Source organism: Pseudomonas sp. DWP3-1-3b3 (genome assembly GCF_049896305.1).
In the GTDB taxonomy this organism is placed as follows: domain Bacteria; phylum Pseudomonadota; class Gammaproteobacteria; order Pseudomonadales; family Pseudomonadaceae; genus Aquipseudomonas; species Aquipseudomonas azotoformans_A.
On record NZ_JAFCUA010000001.1, the window covers coordinates 976,338 to 990,123 of the forward strand.

The following is a 13,786-nucleotide window of genomic DNA, read 5'->3' on the forward strand; positions in this document are numbered from 1 at the left end:
AGGTAACTCACATGACTTTCACTACAACTCCTCGTCGTCTCGCTAAAACCCTGGCTATCGCGGCCGGCCTGAGCTTCGTATCGATGTCCGCCTTCGCCGGTGGCGACGCCGCTCTCTACGGCCCTACCGCGCCGAAAGGTTCGAGCTTCGTGCGGATCTACAACGCCAGCAACCAGGAAGTCAGCGCCACCGTCGGCGCCACCAACCTGAGCGACGTTGCACCACTGGCCAGCAGCGACTTCAGCTTCATGCCCGGCGGTGACTACAGCGCCAAGGTCGGCAGCCAGACCGTGCCGGTCAAACTCGCCGCCGACCACTACTACACCCTGGTCAACAGCGGCAGCGGCCAGCCACAGCTGATCGAAGAGCCACCGTTCAAAAACAAGCAGAAGTCCCTGGTGCGCGTGCAGAACCTCAGCGACAAGGCCCTGACCTTGAAGACGGCTGACGGCAAGACCGATGTGGTCAAGGCAGTCGCTGCCAAAGGCCGTGGCGAGCGTGAAATCAACCCGGTGAAAGTGAGCCTGGCGTTGTATGACGGTGACAAGAAAGTTGGCGATGTGAAGCCCGTAGCCCTGGAGCGTGGTGAGGCAGCGGTGCTGTACGTCACCGGTTCCGGTTCAAGCCTGTCGCCAGTCTGGGTGAAACGCCCCGTGTCGACCCGCTAATCCATTTTCCGGGTTGGTTAAGACCAACCCGGACCGAGACAAAAACAAGAGTGAAACGACAAACCTTCGTAGCTCTGACCCAAATCGATTCAAGGAGAAACACCCATGATTCCAGTAATCCTTTCCGGTGGTAGCGGCTCACGTCTTTGGCCGCTTTCCCGTAAACAGTTCCCTAAACAATTCCTGGCCCTGACCGGCGAGCACACGCTGTTCCAGCAAACCCTGGAACGCCTGGTGTTCGAAGGCATGGACACCCCGATCGTGGTCTGCAACAAGGACCACCGCTTTATCGTCAACGAGCAACTGGCCGCGCGTAAGCTGGAAAGCCAGCGCATCCTGATGGAGCCGTTCGGCCGCAACACCGCACCGGCCGTGGCCCTCACCGCGATGATGCTGGTCAATGAAGGCCGCGACGAGCTGATGCTGGTGCTCCCCGCCGACCACGTGATCGACGACCAGAAAGCCCTGCAACGCGCCCTGGCCCTGGCCACCGTGGCCGCCGAGCGCGGCGAGATGGTGCTATTCGGCGTACCGGCCACCCGTCCGGAAACCGGTTATGGCTACATCAAGTCCACCAACGACTCGCTGCTGCCCGAGGGCGTGAGCCGCGTCGAGCAGTTCGTGGAAAAACCCAATGAAAAACGCGCCGTGGAGTTTGTCAAAAGCGGCGGTTACTTCTGGAACAGCGGCATGTTCCTGTTCCGCGCCAGCCGCTTCCTCGAAGAGCTGAAAAAGCACGACCCGGACATCTACGACACCTGCCTGCTGACCCTGGAACGCAGCGAGCAGACCGCCGACACCGTGTCCTTCGACGAAGCCACCTTCGCCTGCTGCCCGGACAATTCCATCGACTACGCCGTGATGGAAAAAACCCAGCGCGCCTGCGTGGTGCCGCTGAGTGCCGGTTGGAGTGACGTCGGTTGCTGGGCCTCGCTGTGGGCCGTCAACGACAAAGACGTCCACGGCAACGTGAGCAAAGGCGACGTGGTGATCCAGGACAGCCGCAACTGCATGATCCACGGCAACGGCAAACTGGTGTCGGTGATCGGCCTGGACAATATCGTGGTGGTGGAAACCAAAGACGCGATGATGATTGCCCACAAGGATAAGGTCCAGGGCGTCAAGCAGATGGTCTCGACCCTCAACGACCAGGGCCGCAGCGAAACCCAGAACCACTGCGAAGTCTATCGTCCGTGGGGCTCCTACGACTCGGTGGACATGGGCGGTCGCTTCCAGGTCAAGCACATCTCGGTCAAGCCAGGCGCGTGCCTGTCGCTGCAGATGCACCACCACCGCGCCGAACACTGGATCGTGGTCAGCGGCACCGCCGAAGTGACCTGTGACGAGAACGTGTTCCTGCTCACCGAGAACCAGTCCACCTACATCCCGATCGCCTCGGTGCACCGCCTGCGCAACCCGGGCAAGATCCCGTTGGAGATCATCGAAGTGCAATCGGGCAGCTACCTGGGTGAAGACGACATCGAGCGCTTTGAAGATATCTACGGTCGCTCGACCCCGGTTGAACGTGGCGTGTCGGTGAAAACTATCGCGCAGTAAAAGAGTCGTACAAGAAGCCCCCGTCCAGCCGACTGCGTCCCCTATCCGCAGCCGGTTGGGCGGGGGCTTTTTAATGCCGCGAATACCCCGCAGGCATTGTGAGCGCCGTTAGCGACGGTCAGCATTTTGGATTTTTTCAGCCCCGTACAACTGGGCAACCTGTCCCCCCAAAGCCATCGCCGTACCCAAGACTTTGCCGAGCGTACCGTGACTGTTGGCAATCGTATGTCCAACGTCCTTGACCACAGCACCGCCCATGGCAATCCCGACCCCCTTGGCTTTTTGGGCGTTCACACTGGCGCTGTCAGGACGCGTCTTCGGGAAACAACCCTGGGACGATTCCAGTATCTGTTGCTGCAAGCTCGTCAGTTTCTGACCTTGTCTTCGATCCAACGGGCGACAGGACGCGTTCGCACTCGTTTGCGCGGACGCGCCAGCATCGGACGTTCGCTGGGGAAGGATAAGAGAAGATGCCACAGAGGCAAGTGCAGAGGTCACGGCCGGGACAATAATGGCTGATGCGATCATAGTTCGTCTCACTGGGTCAGATTGCGGTGATACCCACTTGGGTAGTCTGTATTTCCCTATGTTCGATCTGTGGAAAAAATGAGTCATCAGGTTCCCTCTCGCCCAGCCGACCGCGTCGTTTACCCGAAGGCGGCTGGGCAGAGGACTCCTTAGTTCTACTTCGCCCAGTTACGCGGGGCAAAGGCGTTGTAACTGCCGCTGCTGTTGTCCTTACCCGCTTCTTTATACTCGGCCTTGCCAATTTTCTCGGTAGTTTTGCCCCCCCACATTAAAGCCGTACCGACGGCTTTTGTGGTTGCCCCCCCCGTTTTCGCCATGTTCTTCCCAACCGTTTTTGCCACTCCCCCAAAGATCGTCATGGCAGCTGCTTGGGCTTGGTCCGAGTTCGGCAGCATGGAAAGCCGCGGAGAGACGTATGAAGCAAGGTGCTCGTTGATGCCTTGCATCAACGTCTGCCGCAGGTTCGTAAGCCCTAGGTTTTGCATACGAGGTACCATGGATGAACTGGCCTCATGTTCAGGATGGGTTGCCCCCGTCTGGGTGGGCGCTGGTGCGGCGGTTGCCAAAGGTGTTGGCGCAATTGGAGACGTCAGTACGGGTGTCGAAATAGTTGAAACGGTCATAAAAATCTCGCTTTGCAAGTTTTAGGTTAAGGACCGTCCTGGTTTTGCAAGTGCTTCCTTCCGTGCTCAGTCTCAGTGGAAAAATCTCGAAACCGGTTCCTGTCTCTAAAAAATAAACAGCTGCGCGCCCTCAAGAGCGCAAGCCGCAATAGGCATCAAGCCCACCCCGCAGGTAGGATGTTTTATCCGCATATGAGGTTGTCATCATGTTCTTCGGCGTCCTACTGATCATCACCTGGCTGGTCCTGCTGCTGCGCTACCCAGCCAAAGCCTTGCCGGTGTCGTTGGCTGCCGCCGTCGGCCTGGGGTTCGTGGCGATCTGGGTGGTCTGGCTGGACAACCGCGAAGCCTCCCAACTGGCCCGCCTGGAGCTGCGCATCATCTACGCCGCCGACGAATGCCCCGCCGACCGACCGCTCAAACTGACGCTGAACAACGGCAACGATGTGCCGCTCACCGAGTTGCGCTGGCGCGTCGCCGCGTATGCGCCGGGCGATACGGTGAACCTCGCCGACAACGTCTACGCCGCCCCACGCTATCGCGGCCCCGGTGAGTTGCAAGCCAGCGCCACCTGGGAAGACTGTCTGCCCACTCCGCCTTTGCGCCCCGGCTACCGCGCACAAACCCTGGAATTTCGTGCCGAGCACCTGCAAGGTAGTTTTTCGGACTGATTAAGGATCGATCCATGCCCAACGTACTGATCACCGGTTGTTCCAGCGGCATCGGCCGCGCCCTGGCGGACGCCTTCAAAGCGGCCGGCTACACCGTCTGGGCCAGCGCCCGCCGCCCGGTGGATGTCGCCGCTCTCGCCACGGCGGGCTTCAACGCCGTTGAACTGGATGTCAACGACAGCGCCGCCCTGCAACGCCTGGCCGAGCAATTGGGCGAATTGGATGTACTGATCAACAACGCCGGTTATGGCGCCATGGGTCCGTTGCTCGACGGCGGCACCGAAGCGATGCAACGCCAATTCGAAACCAACGTGTTTTCCATCGTCGGCGTGACCCAGGCGTTGTTCCCGGCCCTGCGCCGCAGCCAGGGATTGGTGGTGAACATCGGCAGTGTTTCCGGTGTGCTGGTAACGCCGTTTGCGGGCGCCTACTGCGCGTCCAAAGCGGCCGTGCACGCCTTGAGCGATGCGCTGCGCATGGAACTGGCGCCGTTTGGCGTGCGGGTCATGGAGGTGCAGCCAGGGGCTATTGATACGAGCTTCGCCAAAAACGCCGGGGCCCAGGCCGAACTGTTAATCAACGAACAGTCCCCCTGGTGGCCGCTGCGCGACGGCATCCGCGCCCGCTCCCAGGCCTCGCAAGACAACCCTACCCCGGCCCACCGGTTTGCCGCGCAAGTGCTCAAGGGCGTACAGCAACCCGCGCCACCGCGTTTGCTGCGCGCCGGGAATGGCAGCCGAGCGTTACCGTTGATGGCCGCGTTACTGCCCAAAGGTTTATTGGAGCGCGTTTTGAAGAAACGCTTTGGATTGGAACGGAGTTTGTGATGATCGACTACAGCGACTTTTTTGAAGAAGTGATCCAGACCCACGTCGAGATCGAGCAATGGTTTGCCGGGGTTGCACCTGAGGGCACCTTGCAAAACCTGCTCGCGCGATTCTCCCCGGAGTTCAGCATGGTTGCCCCGGCGACCGGCACACGGGTCAACGCGGCCGGGGTCAACGCCTTGTTTACACGGTTGGGCGGCATGCGCCAGGGGTTGAAAATCACCTTGAGCGAGATGGCCGGCATCGATCGCCATGCGCGTGGCGCCACGGTGACCTATCGCGAACATCAGGTGGATGCCAGCGGTACACAGACGGACCGCCGTGCCACGGTGGTGTTCGAGAAGCAGGCCAGTGGCGCGTTGCTGTGGCGCCATTTGCATGAAACGTTTATCAAGGCTTAACGCCGTTTCAGTGTTGTGTCTGATCGACGATGACGGTGCACGTAATCCCCGCCGCCAACAACACCCCTTCCGGCACTTCATCGATATGAATCCGCACCGGCACCCGCTGGGCCAGGCGCACCCAGTTGAAGGTCGGGTTCACATCGGCGATCAGCTCGCGGCTCTCGGGGTTGTCGCGGTCGTAGATGCCACGCGAGATGCTTTCCACATGGCCCTTCAAGGTCTCGCCGCTCATCAATTGCATATCGGCTTTATCGCCGACCTTGACGTGGGGCAGCTTGGTTTCTTCGAAGAAGCCATACACCCAGAACGAGTTCATATCCACCACGGCCATCTTGGCTTCGCCGATGCGGGCGTAGTCGCCGCGATGCACATTGAGGTTGGTGACGTAACCATCGACGGCCGCCAGCACTTGGGTGCGTTTCAAATTGAGTTCGGCGGCTTCCAATTGCGCCAGCGCGTGCTGGTAATCGGCCAGCGCCGAGTCGGCGATGTTGCTGGCGTCGTCGCGGTTTTCCTTGGAGATCACCAGCGCATCGAGGTCGGCGCGGCGATGGGCATTGACCTTGCGCATTTCCCAGGTGGCTTTGCGCGACGCCACCAGCGATTGCGCCTGCTTGACCGCAATGCGGTAGTGCTCGGGGTCGATCTGCATCAGCAGGTCACCCTTTTTCACCAGTTGGTTGTCACGCACCGGCACATCAACCACCTCACCGGTGACGTCGGCAGCGACGTTGATGATATCGGCACGCACACGCCCGTCACGGGTCCACGGGGTTTGCATGTAGTGCACCCACAACGTGCGGCCAATCCAGATGGCCAAGGCCAATACCAGCAAGGTCGCGAGCAGGCTGAAAAACTTTTTCATCAGGGCATTCTCAACGGTAGACGGTCAGCGCCAGGGCGCCGAACAGGCAAACGAACAGGCTCAGGCGCAGCAACGCCGGATGCCAGAAAAAACGGTACAGGTCGAAGCCAGCCAAGAAGCGATCAAGCGCCCAGGCCAGCACGGCCGCGATCAGGAACATCAGGGTCATGGTCGGCATGTACACGCCGTGGAACGCGATTTCACGGGGCATGCGGGGATCCTTTTAGAGCGGCCAGCGGCGATTGCGGGTCCAGCAGCGAGGTGCGGATAAAGTGCAGATAGCTTTTCACCCGGCGCAGGGCCGAGGTGTCGAAGTGCGGGGCGAAGGGTTCGTCGGTGGCCTGCACGCGGCTGATCGCATGGTCGACCGCGATCAGGCCACGCTCCAGGTTGCTCGCGCTCGGTTGCAGGAACAGCCGCACCAGCGAGCGGCCCATCACGCGGATCGCCTGGCGCCATGGCTGGGATTCGGCGTACGCCGGATGCACCGGCAGAATCGCCTGTTCCTTGCGCAACTCGATGATCGCGTGGCCGACTTCCAGCACCACGAACATCCAGCGCAGCAGGTCGCGCTGCACTTGCGGCTGGCCGACGGCAAGACCGTAGGCCTGGTGCAGCAAATCGCGGGTACGGCTTTCGAAACTCGACGCCAAGCCCTTGAGCTTGCCGCTGATTGCATACACCACTTGCTCGCGCAGATCCTGCTCCAACCGGCGCCACAGCCAGCGACTGTTGGGCGGCAGGATGATCGCCCCCGCCGCCGCGCACACCAGCATGCCGATGACCATGGCGATGTAGTCGTTGATGAAGGTGTAGGGGTTGTAGACCGTCAGGTTGTCCGGCACCGAGCCTGTGCTGAAGAAGATCAGCAACCCCACGCCGACACCCGCGTATTGCGGACGCGAAGCGAGGAACGCGCCAAAGATGATCACCGGCGCAAGCATCACGCACAGCAGCGGGAAGCCGTCGATCCAGGGGAATACGAAGAACATTTCGACAAAGCCCACCAGGGCCCCGATCAAGGTTCCGCACGCCATCTGGAACGCCATGCGTTTCGGGTTCGGCGTGGCGGCGGACAAGCCCACCGTGGCGGCTGCGATCAGGGTCATGGTCGCGCCGCTGGGCCAGGCGGTGGCCACCCAATAGCTGCCCAAGACGATGAGGATGAATGACGCGCGAATCCCCGAGGCAGCGCAGGCCAGCCAGTTGGTCTTGGGGATGAAGGTTTCGTCCCACTGCTCGCGCTCATGGCTGTGGTCAGCCAGGGACGCGTGGGTTTGCGCGTAGTTGTGCAAATCATCTACGAAGCGATAAAGCAGCTCGTAGGCGGTGTGGAAATCCAGCTGTTCGGCTTCGCTCGGGTGCTCTTCCTGAAAGGCCGCACGCAGGCTGCGGACCTTGGCGGGCAGGCCGTCCTTGTAGGCGCTCAGTTGGTTGACCAAGCGTGCCGCGTCCGGGCTGGTGAGCGCGCGGCCGGAGAAGCCATCGAGCAGTTCGGCAAGATCCTGCAGGCCGGGTTTGATGGCCGCGACCACATGGTCCGCTTCATCTGTGCGCAATCGCTCCAGCAATTGGTGCAAGGCATTGAAGCGTGTGGTGATGCTCATGAACTCGCTGTTGAGGCGACTGAGCCGGCCGTTGCGCCGACGCATGTGTGGGTCTTCAAACACCGTGAGGCTGCGCAGCCCTTCCAGACCCACGGCTTCGGCGATAAACCGCACGTTGCTGGCCTCGAAACCCTCACGCTGGCTGCGCCCACGCAGGCCGTCGGTGACGAACAGCGCAAACACGCCGAAGCGCTGGTACAAGGCGTTGCGCATGGCGGCACTGCTGGTTTGAGGCAGGATCGCGGCACTCACCAGGGTGGAACACAGAATCCCCAGGGAGATTTCCAGCACCCGCCACACCGCCGCCATGAAAGCGCCGTCCGGATGGGCCAGGGCCGGCAACCCGACCATCGCCGCCGTATAACCGGCCAGCACAAAACCATAGGCGCGAAAGTTGCGATTGCGCGTGGCACCGGCGGTGCAGATGCCGACCCAGATCGCCAAGGCGCCGAGGAACAACTCGGTGTTCTGCGCAAACAAGGCAATCAACAACACCATCACCGCCGACCCCACCAGGGTGCCAAGGAAGCGATAGAAACTCTTGGCAAACACCTGGCCGCTTTGCGGTTGCATGACGATAAACACGGTGATCATCGCTGTGCGCGGTTGCGGCAGCTCCAGGCGCATGGCCAGCCACAACGTCAGGAACGCGGCGACCAGCACCTTGAAGATATACACCCAGGTCACGCCATCGCTGCGTGCCCAGTCGAAAAAGCCACGGCGCCACTCAAGGGCATGCAGCCAGCGCAGCGGTGCAGGCAAGGGAGTCATCGCATCCTACTCAGTGATCAAATACGGCCAGCGCCGCTGGGGTCTTGCTCGGAAGGGTCTTGGCGTCTTGCGGCACATCGTTGCCAGCGCCAAGGCCACCGCCCAGGGCCGTCACCAGTTCTGCGTGGGCGCTCAGGCGAGCGGCCTGCACCTGTTGCTCGATCTGTTGCTGATGAAACAGCAAGGTCTGCGCATTCAGCACATTCAGGTAATCGGTGAGGCCACGTTGATAGGCGATCATCGCGATGTCGTAGGTCTTCCGCGCCGAAGCCACCGACTGCGCGGCGAAGGCGGCTTGCTTATCCATCGATTCGCGGCGAATCAATTGGTCGCTGATGCCCTTGAGCGCATTGACCAGGGTCTGGTTGTACTGGGCGACGGCAATGTCATAACCGGCGCTGGCTTCGCCCAGTTCCGCACGCAGGCGGCCGCCGTCGAAGATCGGCAAGGTGATCGCAGGTCCCACGTTGTAGTTGAATTTCTTGCCCGCCAGGAATTCCAGCATGCCGCCACCGGTGGCCATGTAGCCGAGGCTGCCGACCAGGTCGAAGTTGGGGTAGAAACCGGCGTGGGCCACATCGATACCACGGGCCTGGGCCGCGACTTGCCAGCGGCGGGCAACCACATCCGGGCGTTGGCCGAGCAACTGCGCGGGCAGGCTCGACGGCAATTTCAACGGTGCGGCCAGGGACAGGCTCGGGCGTTGCAACTGCGCGCCTTCCCCCGGGCCTTTGCCCGCCAGGGCCGCCAACTGGTTACGGCTCAGGGCGATCTCTTCGTCGAGGGCGTCCAGTTGGCGATGGGTTTCCGGCAACGGGGTTTCGGCCTGGCTGACGTCGAAGTGGGTGCCGATCCCGGCATTCAAGCGCTTGTTGGCCAGGTCGAGGATCTGCTGCTGTTGCGCCAGGGTCGCCGCGGCGATATCGCGGTTGGCGTAGTGCAACGACAACTGGATATAGGCGCGCACTATGTTGTTCTGCAATTCGAGCTGGGCCTGACGCGCTTCGGCGGCGCTCATGTGCGCCAGGTCGACCGCACGTTCGGTGGCATTGCTTTCGCGCCCCCACAAGTCGAGGGCGTAGCTCAGGCCGAGGGACGCATTGTTGTCCCAGGTGTTGGCACCGCTCAGCTCGCCGGGACCATAGAACTGATCCTTCGGCCAGTTGTGGCGCTTAAGGGTGGTGTCGCTGTTGATCTGCAGCGACTCGGCCGACTCGGCAACCCCAGCCATGGCCCGCGCTTCACGCACTCGCGCGGCGGCCATGGCCAGGCTCGGGCTGTGTTGCGTGGCCAGGTCGACCCAGCGGTTCAGTTGCGTGTCGCCGTAGGCTTGCCACCATTGCCCGGTGGGCCAGCGGGCGTCCTGGGCGGCGCTCTGGATGGCTTCATCGGTGGCCAGGTGGTTGGCGTCGAGAGATTGGCCTTGTGGGGCGATTCCTCCGGTTCCGATGCAGCCGCTGATTGCTAACGATAGAGCCCAGACACTGAGAGTCTTCAGCTCTCTGTTGATGCGACGCGGCACGGCAAGCGACTTCCTGAGGTGGTGGTGCGAGGTAGGTGGCGCAATTCTAGGGGGCGGCATAAAGGACGATAAGCTGGTATTCCTGTGAATCTTTGTTACCGTTCAGGCGATAATCCGTTGGTAGGGATCACTGGACGGCGTAACTTTCTGTCACAATTTGTTATCTCCCCTGAGAACACTCCATGGACACTTTGCAAAACATGCGCGCCTTCAGTTGCGTGGCCGAAGCCGGCAGCTTCACCGCCGCCGCCGTGCAACTGGATACCACCACGGCCAATGTGTCGCGCGCGGTCTCCAACCTTGAGGCCCATCTGCAAACCCGCTTGCTCAACCGCACCACCCGCCGCATCGCGCTGACCGAAGCTGGCAAACGTTATCTGCTGCGCTGCGAACAGATCCTGGCCTACGTCGAGGAAGCCGAGGCCGAGGCCAGCGATGCCCACGCGCGCCCCGCCGGGCAGTTGAAAGTGCACACCATGACCGGTATCGGCCAGCACTTCGTCATTGATGCGATTGCGCGCTATCGCCGTACTCACCCGGACGTGACCTTCGACCTGACCCTGGCCAACCGTGTGCCGGACCTGCTCGATGAGGGCTACGACGTCTCCATCGTGCTGGCCAGCGAGCTGCCGGACTCGGGTTTTGTCTCCCAGCGCCTGGGCATTACTTACAGCATCGCGTGTGCCTCGCCGGATTACGTCAAGGCCAAAGGTTGCGCACAGCGCCCACAGGACTTGCTCAACCACGCCTGCCTGCGCTTGGTCAGCCCGGTGATCCAATTGGATAAATGGACCTTCAACGGCCCTGAAGGCCAGGAAAGCGTGGCGATCAATACCTCGCCGTTCCTGGTGAACTCCGCCGATGCGATGAAAACCGCGATCACCAGCGGCATGGGCGTCGGCCTGTTGCCCGTGTACGCGGCCATCGAAGGCCTGCGCAACGGCACCCTGGTGCGGGTGATGCCCAACTACCGTTCCCAGGAACTGAACCTGTACGCCATCTATCCGTCGCGCCAATACCTGGATGCGAAGATCAAGACCTGGGTGGAATACTTGCGCGGTTCGCTGCCGGAAATTCTGGCGGCGCACCAGGCGGAACTGGTGGCGTATGAGTTGAGTGGCAGCCTCAGCGGCGTGCGGATGGCGAACTGACAATCCGCAACAGGAATGTTAGCGTGCTTGGCATTCTTCCGTAGTCGATGAGCCCGCCTGCAATGAAAAAGACTGTCCTCGCCTTCAGCCGCGTCACCCCGGAAATGATCGAACGCCTGCAACAGGATTTCGAGGTGATCGTGCCCAACCCCAAGCTGGGCGACCTCAACGCTCAATTCAATGAAGCCCTGCCCCACGCCCACGGCCTGATCGGCGTGGGCCGCAAGCTGGGGCGCGAACAGTTGCAGGGCGCGAGCAAGCTGGAAGTGGTGTCCAGCGTGTCGGTAGGCTACGACAACTACGATGTGGCGTACTTCAACGAACGCGGGATCATGCTCACCAACACCCCCGACGTGCTCACCGAAAGCACCGCCGACCTGGCCTTCGCCCTGCTCATGAGCAGCGCCCGCCGGGTGGCCGAGCTGGACGCCTGGACCAAGGCCGGCCAGTGGAAAGCCAGCGTCGGCGCACCGTTGTTCGGTTGCGACGTGCATGGCAAAACGCTGGGCATCGTCGGCATGGGCAACATCGGTGCGGCCGTGGCGCGGCGTGGGCGCCTGGGTTTCAACATGCCGATCCTGTACAGCGGCAACAGCCGCAAGCCAGCACTGGAGCAGGAACTGGGCGCACAGTTTCGCAGCCTGGATCAGTTGCTGGCCGAGGCGGATTTCGTCTGCCTGGTGGTGCCGTTGAGCGACAAGACCCGTCACCTGATCAGCACCCGCGAGCTGGGCTTGATGAAGTCCAGCGCGATCCTGATCAACATCTCCCGTGGCCCGGTAGTCGACGAGCCGGCGCTGATCGAAGCCCTGCAAAACCAGACAATCCGTGGCGCCGGGCTGGATGTGTATGAGCAGGAGCCGCTGGCAGAGTCGCCGCTGTTCCAACTGAGCAATGCCGTGACCTTGCCGCACATCGGCTCGGCCACCCACGAAACCCGCGAAGCCATGGCCAACCGCGCCCTGGAAAACCTGCGCAGCGCCCTGCTGGGCCAACGTCCGCAGGACCTGGTGAACCCGCAGGTGTGGAAGGGCTGACTTTAAGGGCCCATGCCCCTAAAGCATGGGCCTCTCAAGTCGATAACCTTCCATAGATCGTCATCCCTGATCCACAGAAGGTTTTTATGTCCACCACCAAAGCCCGCGCAGACTCACTTTCGCTTCTGCTCTTTACCTTGCGCAGCGGCAAGCTGATGGCGATCAACCTGCTGAAAGTCAGCGAAATCATTCCCTGCCCGCCGCTGACCAAGCTGCCGGAGTCCCACCCCCACGTCAAAGGCATCGCCACCCTGCGCGGTAACTCGCTGGCGGTGATCGACCTGAGCCGCGCCCTCGGCGAAATGCCTCTGGCAGACCCCGACGGCGGCTGCCTGATCGTCACCGACGTAAGCCGCTCCAAACAAGGGTTGCACGTGCAGGCGGTGAGCAAGATCGTGCATTGCCTGACCACCGACATCCGCCCACCGCCCTATGGTTCTGGCGGCAACCGCGCGTTCATCACCGGGGTCACCCAAGTGGAAGGTGGCCTGGTACAGGTGCTGGATATCGAGAAAGTCATCCACGGCATCGCGCCGGCACCCATCGAAGCGGCGCCGACCGACCTGACCATGGAAGAAGCCGAAGTGCTCGGCAACGCGCGCATCCTGGTGGTGGACGACAGTCAGGTCGCCCTGCAGCAATCGGTGCACACTCTGCGTAACCTCGGCCTCACCTGCCACACCGCGCGCAGTGCCAAGGAAGCCATCGATGTGTTGCTGGAGCTGCAAGGCACGGTCGAGCAGATCAATGTGGTGGTGTCGGACATCGAGATGTCGGAAATGGACGGCTACGCCCTGACCCGCACCCTGCGCGAAACCCCGGATTTCCAACACCTCTATGTACTGCTGCACACCTCCCTGGACAGTGCGATGAACAGCGAAAAAGCCCGCTTGGCCGGCGCCGACGCAGTACTTACCAAATTCTCCTCGCCAGAGCTGACCAAGTGCCTGGTGGTGGCCGCGCAAACGGTGGCGCAAAAAGGCCTGTGAGCGATTATTTCCAACTGCTGCGGCGCGACCTCGCTGGCAGCCTGCCCGCCCCGCAATGGCCCGCCGGGGTGCAGCTGGACCACTACCGCGACAACCTGGCGCCAGCGATTCATGCCGTGTTGTGCCTGACCCAGGAACAGGGCGGCGGTCGCGTGCCCAACCTGGAAACCTGGCAGCACCAATTCACCACCGATGCCGAGTTCGATCCCACCCTGTGCCTGGTGGTCAGCAACAACGACGGCATTCTCGGCGTGGCCCAGTGCTGGACCAGTGCCTTTATCAAGAACCTCTCCATCCACCCTTGCGCCCAAGGCCAAGGGCTGGGGCGTGCCCTGTTGCTGCACAGCTTCCAGGTGTTCAAGCAACGCGGTGAGCCCTATGTGGACCTCAAGGTGCTGGAGAGCAATGGGCGTGCTCGCCAGCTGTATGAAAGCGCGGGGATGACATTTGTCCTACGCGACTTAGTCAGTCAGGACTGACACGCACTGGCGTGTAACTTGCTTCCAGAGAGCGAATCGGTGAACAGAGGTAAAAACCCGTCACCGTTCTTGCGTGCCCTCTGACCT

Annotated in this window: 15 protein-coding genes; 9 read left to right on the forward strand and 6 right to left on the reverse strand. The window is 61.6% G+C overall.

The annotated features are described in order from the left end of the window. Window positions 1–11 precede the first annotated feature (11 nt). Both ACP7BX_RS04740 and ACP7BX_RS04745 read left to right on the forward strand, forming a co-directional pair. Entirely contained in the window at window positions 12–668 is a 657-nt protein-coding gene (locus ACP7BX_RS04740) for an alginate O-acetyltransferase AlgF (protein WP_021491856.1), read from the forward strand. 105 nt (window positions 669–773) lie between these two features. Next, on the forward strand, window positions 774–2,225 hold the full coding sequence (locus tag ACP7BX_RS04745; RefSeq protein ID WP_314528640.1) for a mannose-1-phosphate guanylyltransferase/mannose-6-phosphate isomerase: 1,452 nt from the start codon (window positions 774–776) through the stop codon (window positions 2,223–2,225). Window positions 2,226–2,333: 108 nt separating this feature from the next. Here ACP7BX_RS04745 and ACP7BX_RS04750 read toward each other — a convergent pair whose 3' ends face one another. Both ACP7BX_RS04750 and ACP7BX_RS04755 read right to left on the reverse strand, forming a co-directional pair. Further along, a complete protein-coding gene (locus ACP7BX_RS04750; RefSeq protein WP_426128234.1) occupies window positions 2,334–2,753 on the reverse strand; it encodes a hypothetical protein in 420 nt (139 codons plus the stop codon). 155 nt (window positions 2,754–2,908) lie between these two features. Continuing rightward, a complete protein-coding gene (locus ACP7BX_RS04755) occupies window positions 2,909–3,376 on the reverse strand; it encodes a hypothetical protein (RefSeq protein WP_426128232.1) in 468 nt (155 codons plus the stop codon). Window positions 3,377–3,582: 206 nt separating this feature from the next. Between ACP7BX_RS04755 and ACP7BX_RS04760 the strand changes: the two genes are divergently transcribed. From ACP7BX_RS04760 to ACP7BX_RS04770, 3 genes are read left to right on the forward strand one after another with little or no spacing between them, the layout of a single operon-like run. Continuing rightward, window positions 3,583–4,047, forward strand: a complete 465-nt coding sequence (locus ACP7BX_RS04760; RefSeq protein ID WP_426128230.1) for a multidrug transporter — start codon at window positions 3,583–3,585, stop codon at window positions 4,045–4,047. Window positions 4,048–4,061: 14 nt separating this feature from the next. After that, window positions 4,062–4,874 (forward strand): SDR family oxidoreductase, encoded by an 813-nt coding sequence (locus ACP7BX_RS04765; protein WP_314528651.1) that lies wholly within the window; start codon window positions 4,062–4,064, stop codon window positions 4,872–4,874. After that, the gene (locus tag ACP7BX_RS04770; RefSeq protein ID WP_314528653.1) at window positions 4,874–5,275 is read left to right on the forward strand and encodes a DUF4440 domain-containing protein; all 402 of its coding nucleotides are present in this window, start codon (window positions 4,874–4,876) and stop codon (window positions 5,273–5,275) included. Before ACP7BX_RS04765 ends, ACP7BX_RS04770 begins: the two co-directional genes overlap by 1 nt. 7 nt (window positions 5,276–5,282) lie before the next feature. Here ACP7BX_RS04770 and ACP7BX_RS04775 read toward each other — a convergent pair whose 3' ends face one another. Genes ACP7BX_RS04775 through ACP7BX_RS04790 form a run of 4 tightly spaced genes read right to left on the reverse strand, consistent with a single transcriptional unit; the run spans window position 5,283 to window position 10,043 of the window. Next, window positions 5,283–6,143, reverse strand: a complete 861-nt coding sequence (locus ACP7BX_RS04775; protein ID WP_133074614.1) for an efflux RND transporter periplasmic adaptor subunit — start codon at window positions 6,141–6,143, stop codon at window positions 5,283–5,285. Between the two features lie 10 nt (window positions 6,144–6,153). Beyond that, on the reverse strand, window positions 6,154–6,354 hold the full coding sequence (locus tag ACP7BX_RS04780; RefSeq protein ID WP_012722318.1) for a DUF1656 domain-containing protein: 201 nt from the start codon (window positions 6,352–6,354) through the stop codon (window positions 6,154–6,156). After that, window positions 6,344–8,521 (reverse strand): FUSC family protein, encoded by a 2,178-nt coding sequence (locus tag ACP7BX_RS04785; protein WP_426128227.1) that lies wholly within the window; start codon window positions 8,519–8,521, stop codon window positions 6,344–6,346. Before ACP7BX_RS04785 ends, ACP7BX_RS04780 begins: the two co-directional genes overlap by 11 nt. A 10-nt stretch (window positions 8,522–8,531) precedes the next feature. Then, the gene (locus ACP7BX_RS04790; RefSeq protein ID WP_426128226.1) at window positions 8,532–10,043 is read right to left on the reverse strand and encodes an efflux transporter outer membrane subunit; all 1,512 of its coding nucleotides are present in this window, start codon (window positions 10,041–10,043) and stop codon (window positions 8,532–8,534) included. Window positions 10,044–10,225: 182 nt separating this feature from the next. On the opposite strand from ACP7BX_RS04790, the gene ACP7BX_RS04795 reads away from it, so the two are divergent. From ACP7BX_RS04795 to ACP7BX_RS04810, 4 genes are all read left to right on the forward strand, one after another. Beyond that, window positions 10,226–11,194, forward strand: a complete 969-nt coding sequence (locus ACP7BX_RS04795) for a LysR family transcriptional regulator (RefSeq protein WP_016974978.1) — start codon at window positions 10,226–10,228, stop codon at window positions 11,192–11,194. Window positions 11,195–11,256: 62 nt separating this feature from the next. After that, a complete protein-coding gene (locus ACP7BX_RS04800) occupies window positions 11,257–12,231 on the forward strand; it encodes a 2-hydroxyacid dehydrogenase (protein ID WP_426128223.1) in 975 nt (324 codons plus the stop codon). Between the two features lie 86 nt (window positions 12,232–12,317). Then, window positions 12,318–13,220: a chemotaxis protein CheV gene (locus ACP7BX_RS04805; RefSeq protein ID WP_016974976.1), complete on the forward strand. Its 903-nt coding sequence runs from the start codon at window positions 12,318–12,320 to the stop codon at window positions 13,218–13,220. After that, window positions 13,217–13,699, forward strand: coding sequence for a GNAT family N-acetyltransferase (locus ACP7BX_RS04810; protein ID WP_426128221.1), 483 nt, complete (start codon window positions 13,217–13,219; stop codon window positions 13,697–13,699). The genes ACP7BX_RS04805 and ACP7BX_RS04810 overlap by 4 nt, the downstream gene beginning before the upstream one ends. Window positions 13,700–13,786: the final 87 nt, after the last annotated feature.

Coding starts and splice junctions, on each gene's coding strand:
- ACP7BX_RS04740 (WP_021491856.1), top strand. CDS start 12: ATGACTTTCACTACAACTCCTCGTCGTCTCGCTAAAACCCTGGCTATC.
- ACP7BX_RS04745 (WP_314528640.1), top strand. CDS start 774: ATGATTCCAGTAATCCTTTCCGGTGGTAGCGGCTCACGTCTTTGGCCG.
- ACP7BX_RS04750 (WP_426128234.1), bottom strand. CDS start 2,753: ATGATCGCATCAGCCATTATTGTCCCGGCCGTGACCTCTGCACTTGCC.
- ACP7BX_RS04755 (WP_426128232.1), bottom strand. CDS start 3,376: ATGACCGTTTCAACTATTTCGACACCCGTACTGACGTCTCCAATTGCG.
- ACP7BX_RS04760 (WP_426128230.1), top strand. CDS start 3,583: ATGTTCTTCGGCGTCCTACTGATCATCACCTGGCTGGTCCTGCTGCTG.
- ACP7BX_RS04765 (WP_314528651.1), top strand. CDS start 4,062: ATGCCCAACGTACTGATCACCGGTTGTTCCAGCGGCATCGGCCGCGCC.
- ACP7BX_RS04770 (WP_314528653.1), top strand. CDS start 4,874: ATGATCGACTACAGCGACTTTTTTGAAGAAGTGATCCAGACCCACGTC.
- ACP7BX_RS04775 (WP_133074614.1), bottom strand. CDS start 6,143: ATGAAAAAGTTTTTCAGCCTGCTCGCGACCTTGCTGGTATTGGCCTTG.
- ACP7BX_RS04780 (WP_012722318.1), bottom strand. CDS start 6,354: ATGCCCCGTGAAATCGCGTTCCACGGCGTGTACATGCCGACCATGACC.
- ACP7BX_RS04785 (WP_426128227.1), bottom strand. CDS start 8,521: ATGACTCCCTTGCCTGCACCGCTGCGCTGGCTGCATGCCCTTGAGTGG.
- ACP7BX_RS04795 (WP_016974978.1), top strand. CDS start 10,226: ATGGACACTTTGCAAAACATGCGCGCCTTCAGTTGCGTGGCCGAAGCC.
- ACP7BX_RS04800 (WP_426128223.1), top strand. CDS start 11,257: ATGAAAAAGACTGTCCTCGCCTTCAGCCGCGTCACCCCGGAAATGATC.
- ACP7BX_RS04805 (WP_016974976.1), top strand. CDS start 12,318: ATGTCCACCACCAAAGCCCGCGCAGACTCACTTTCGCTTCTGCTCTTT.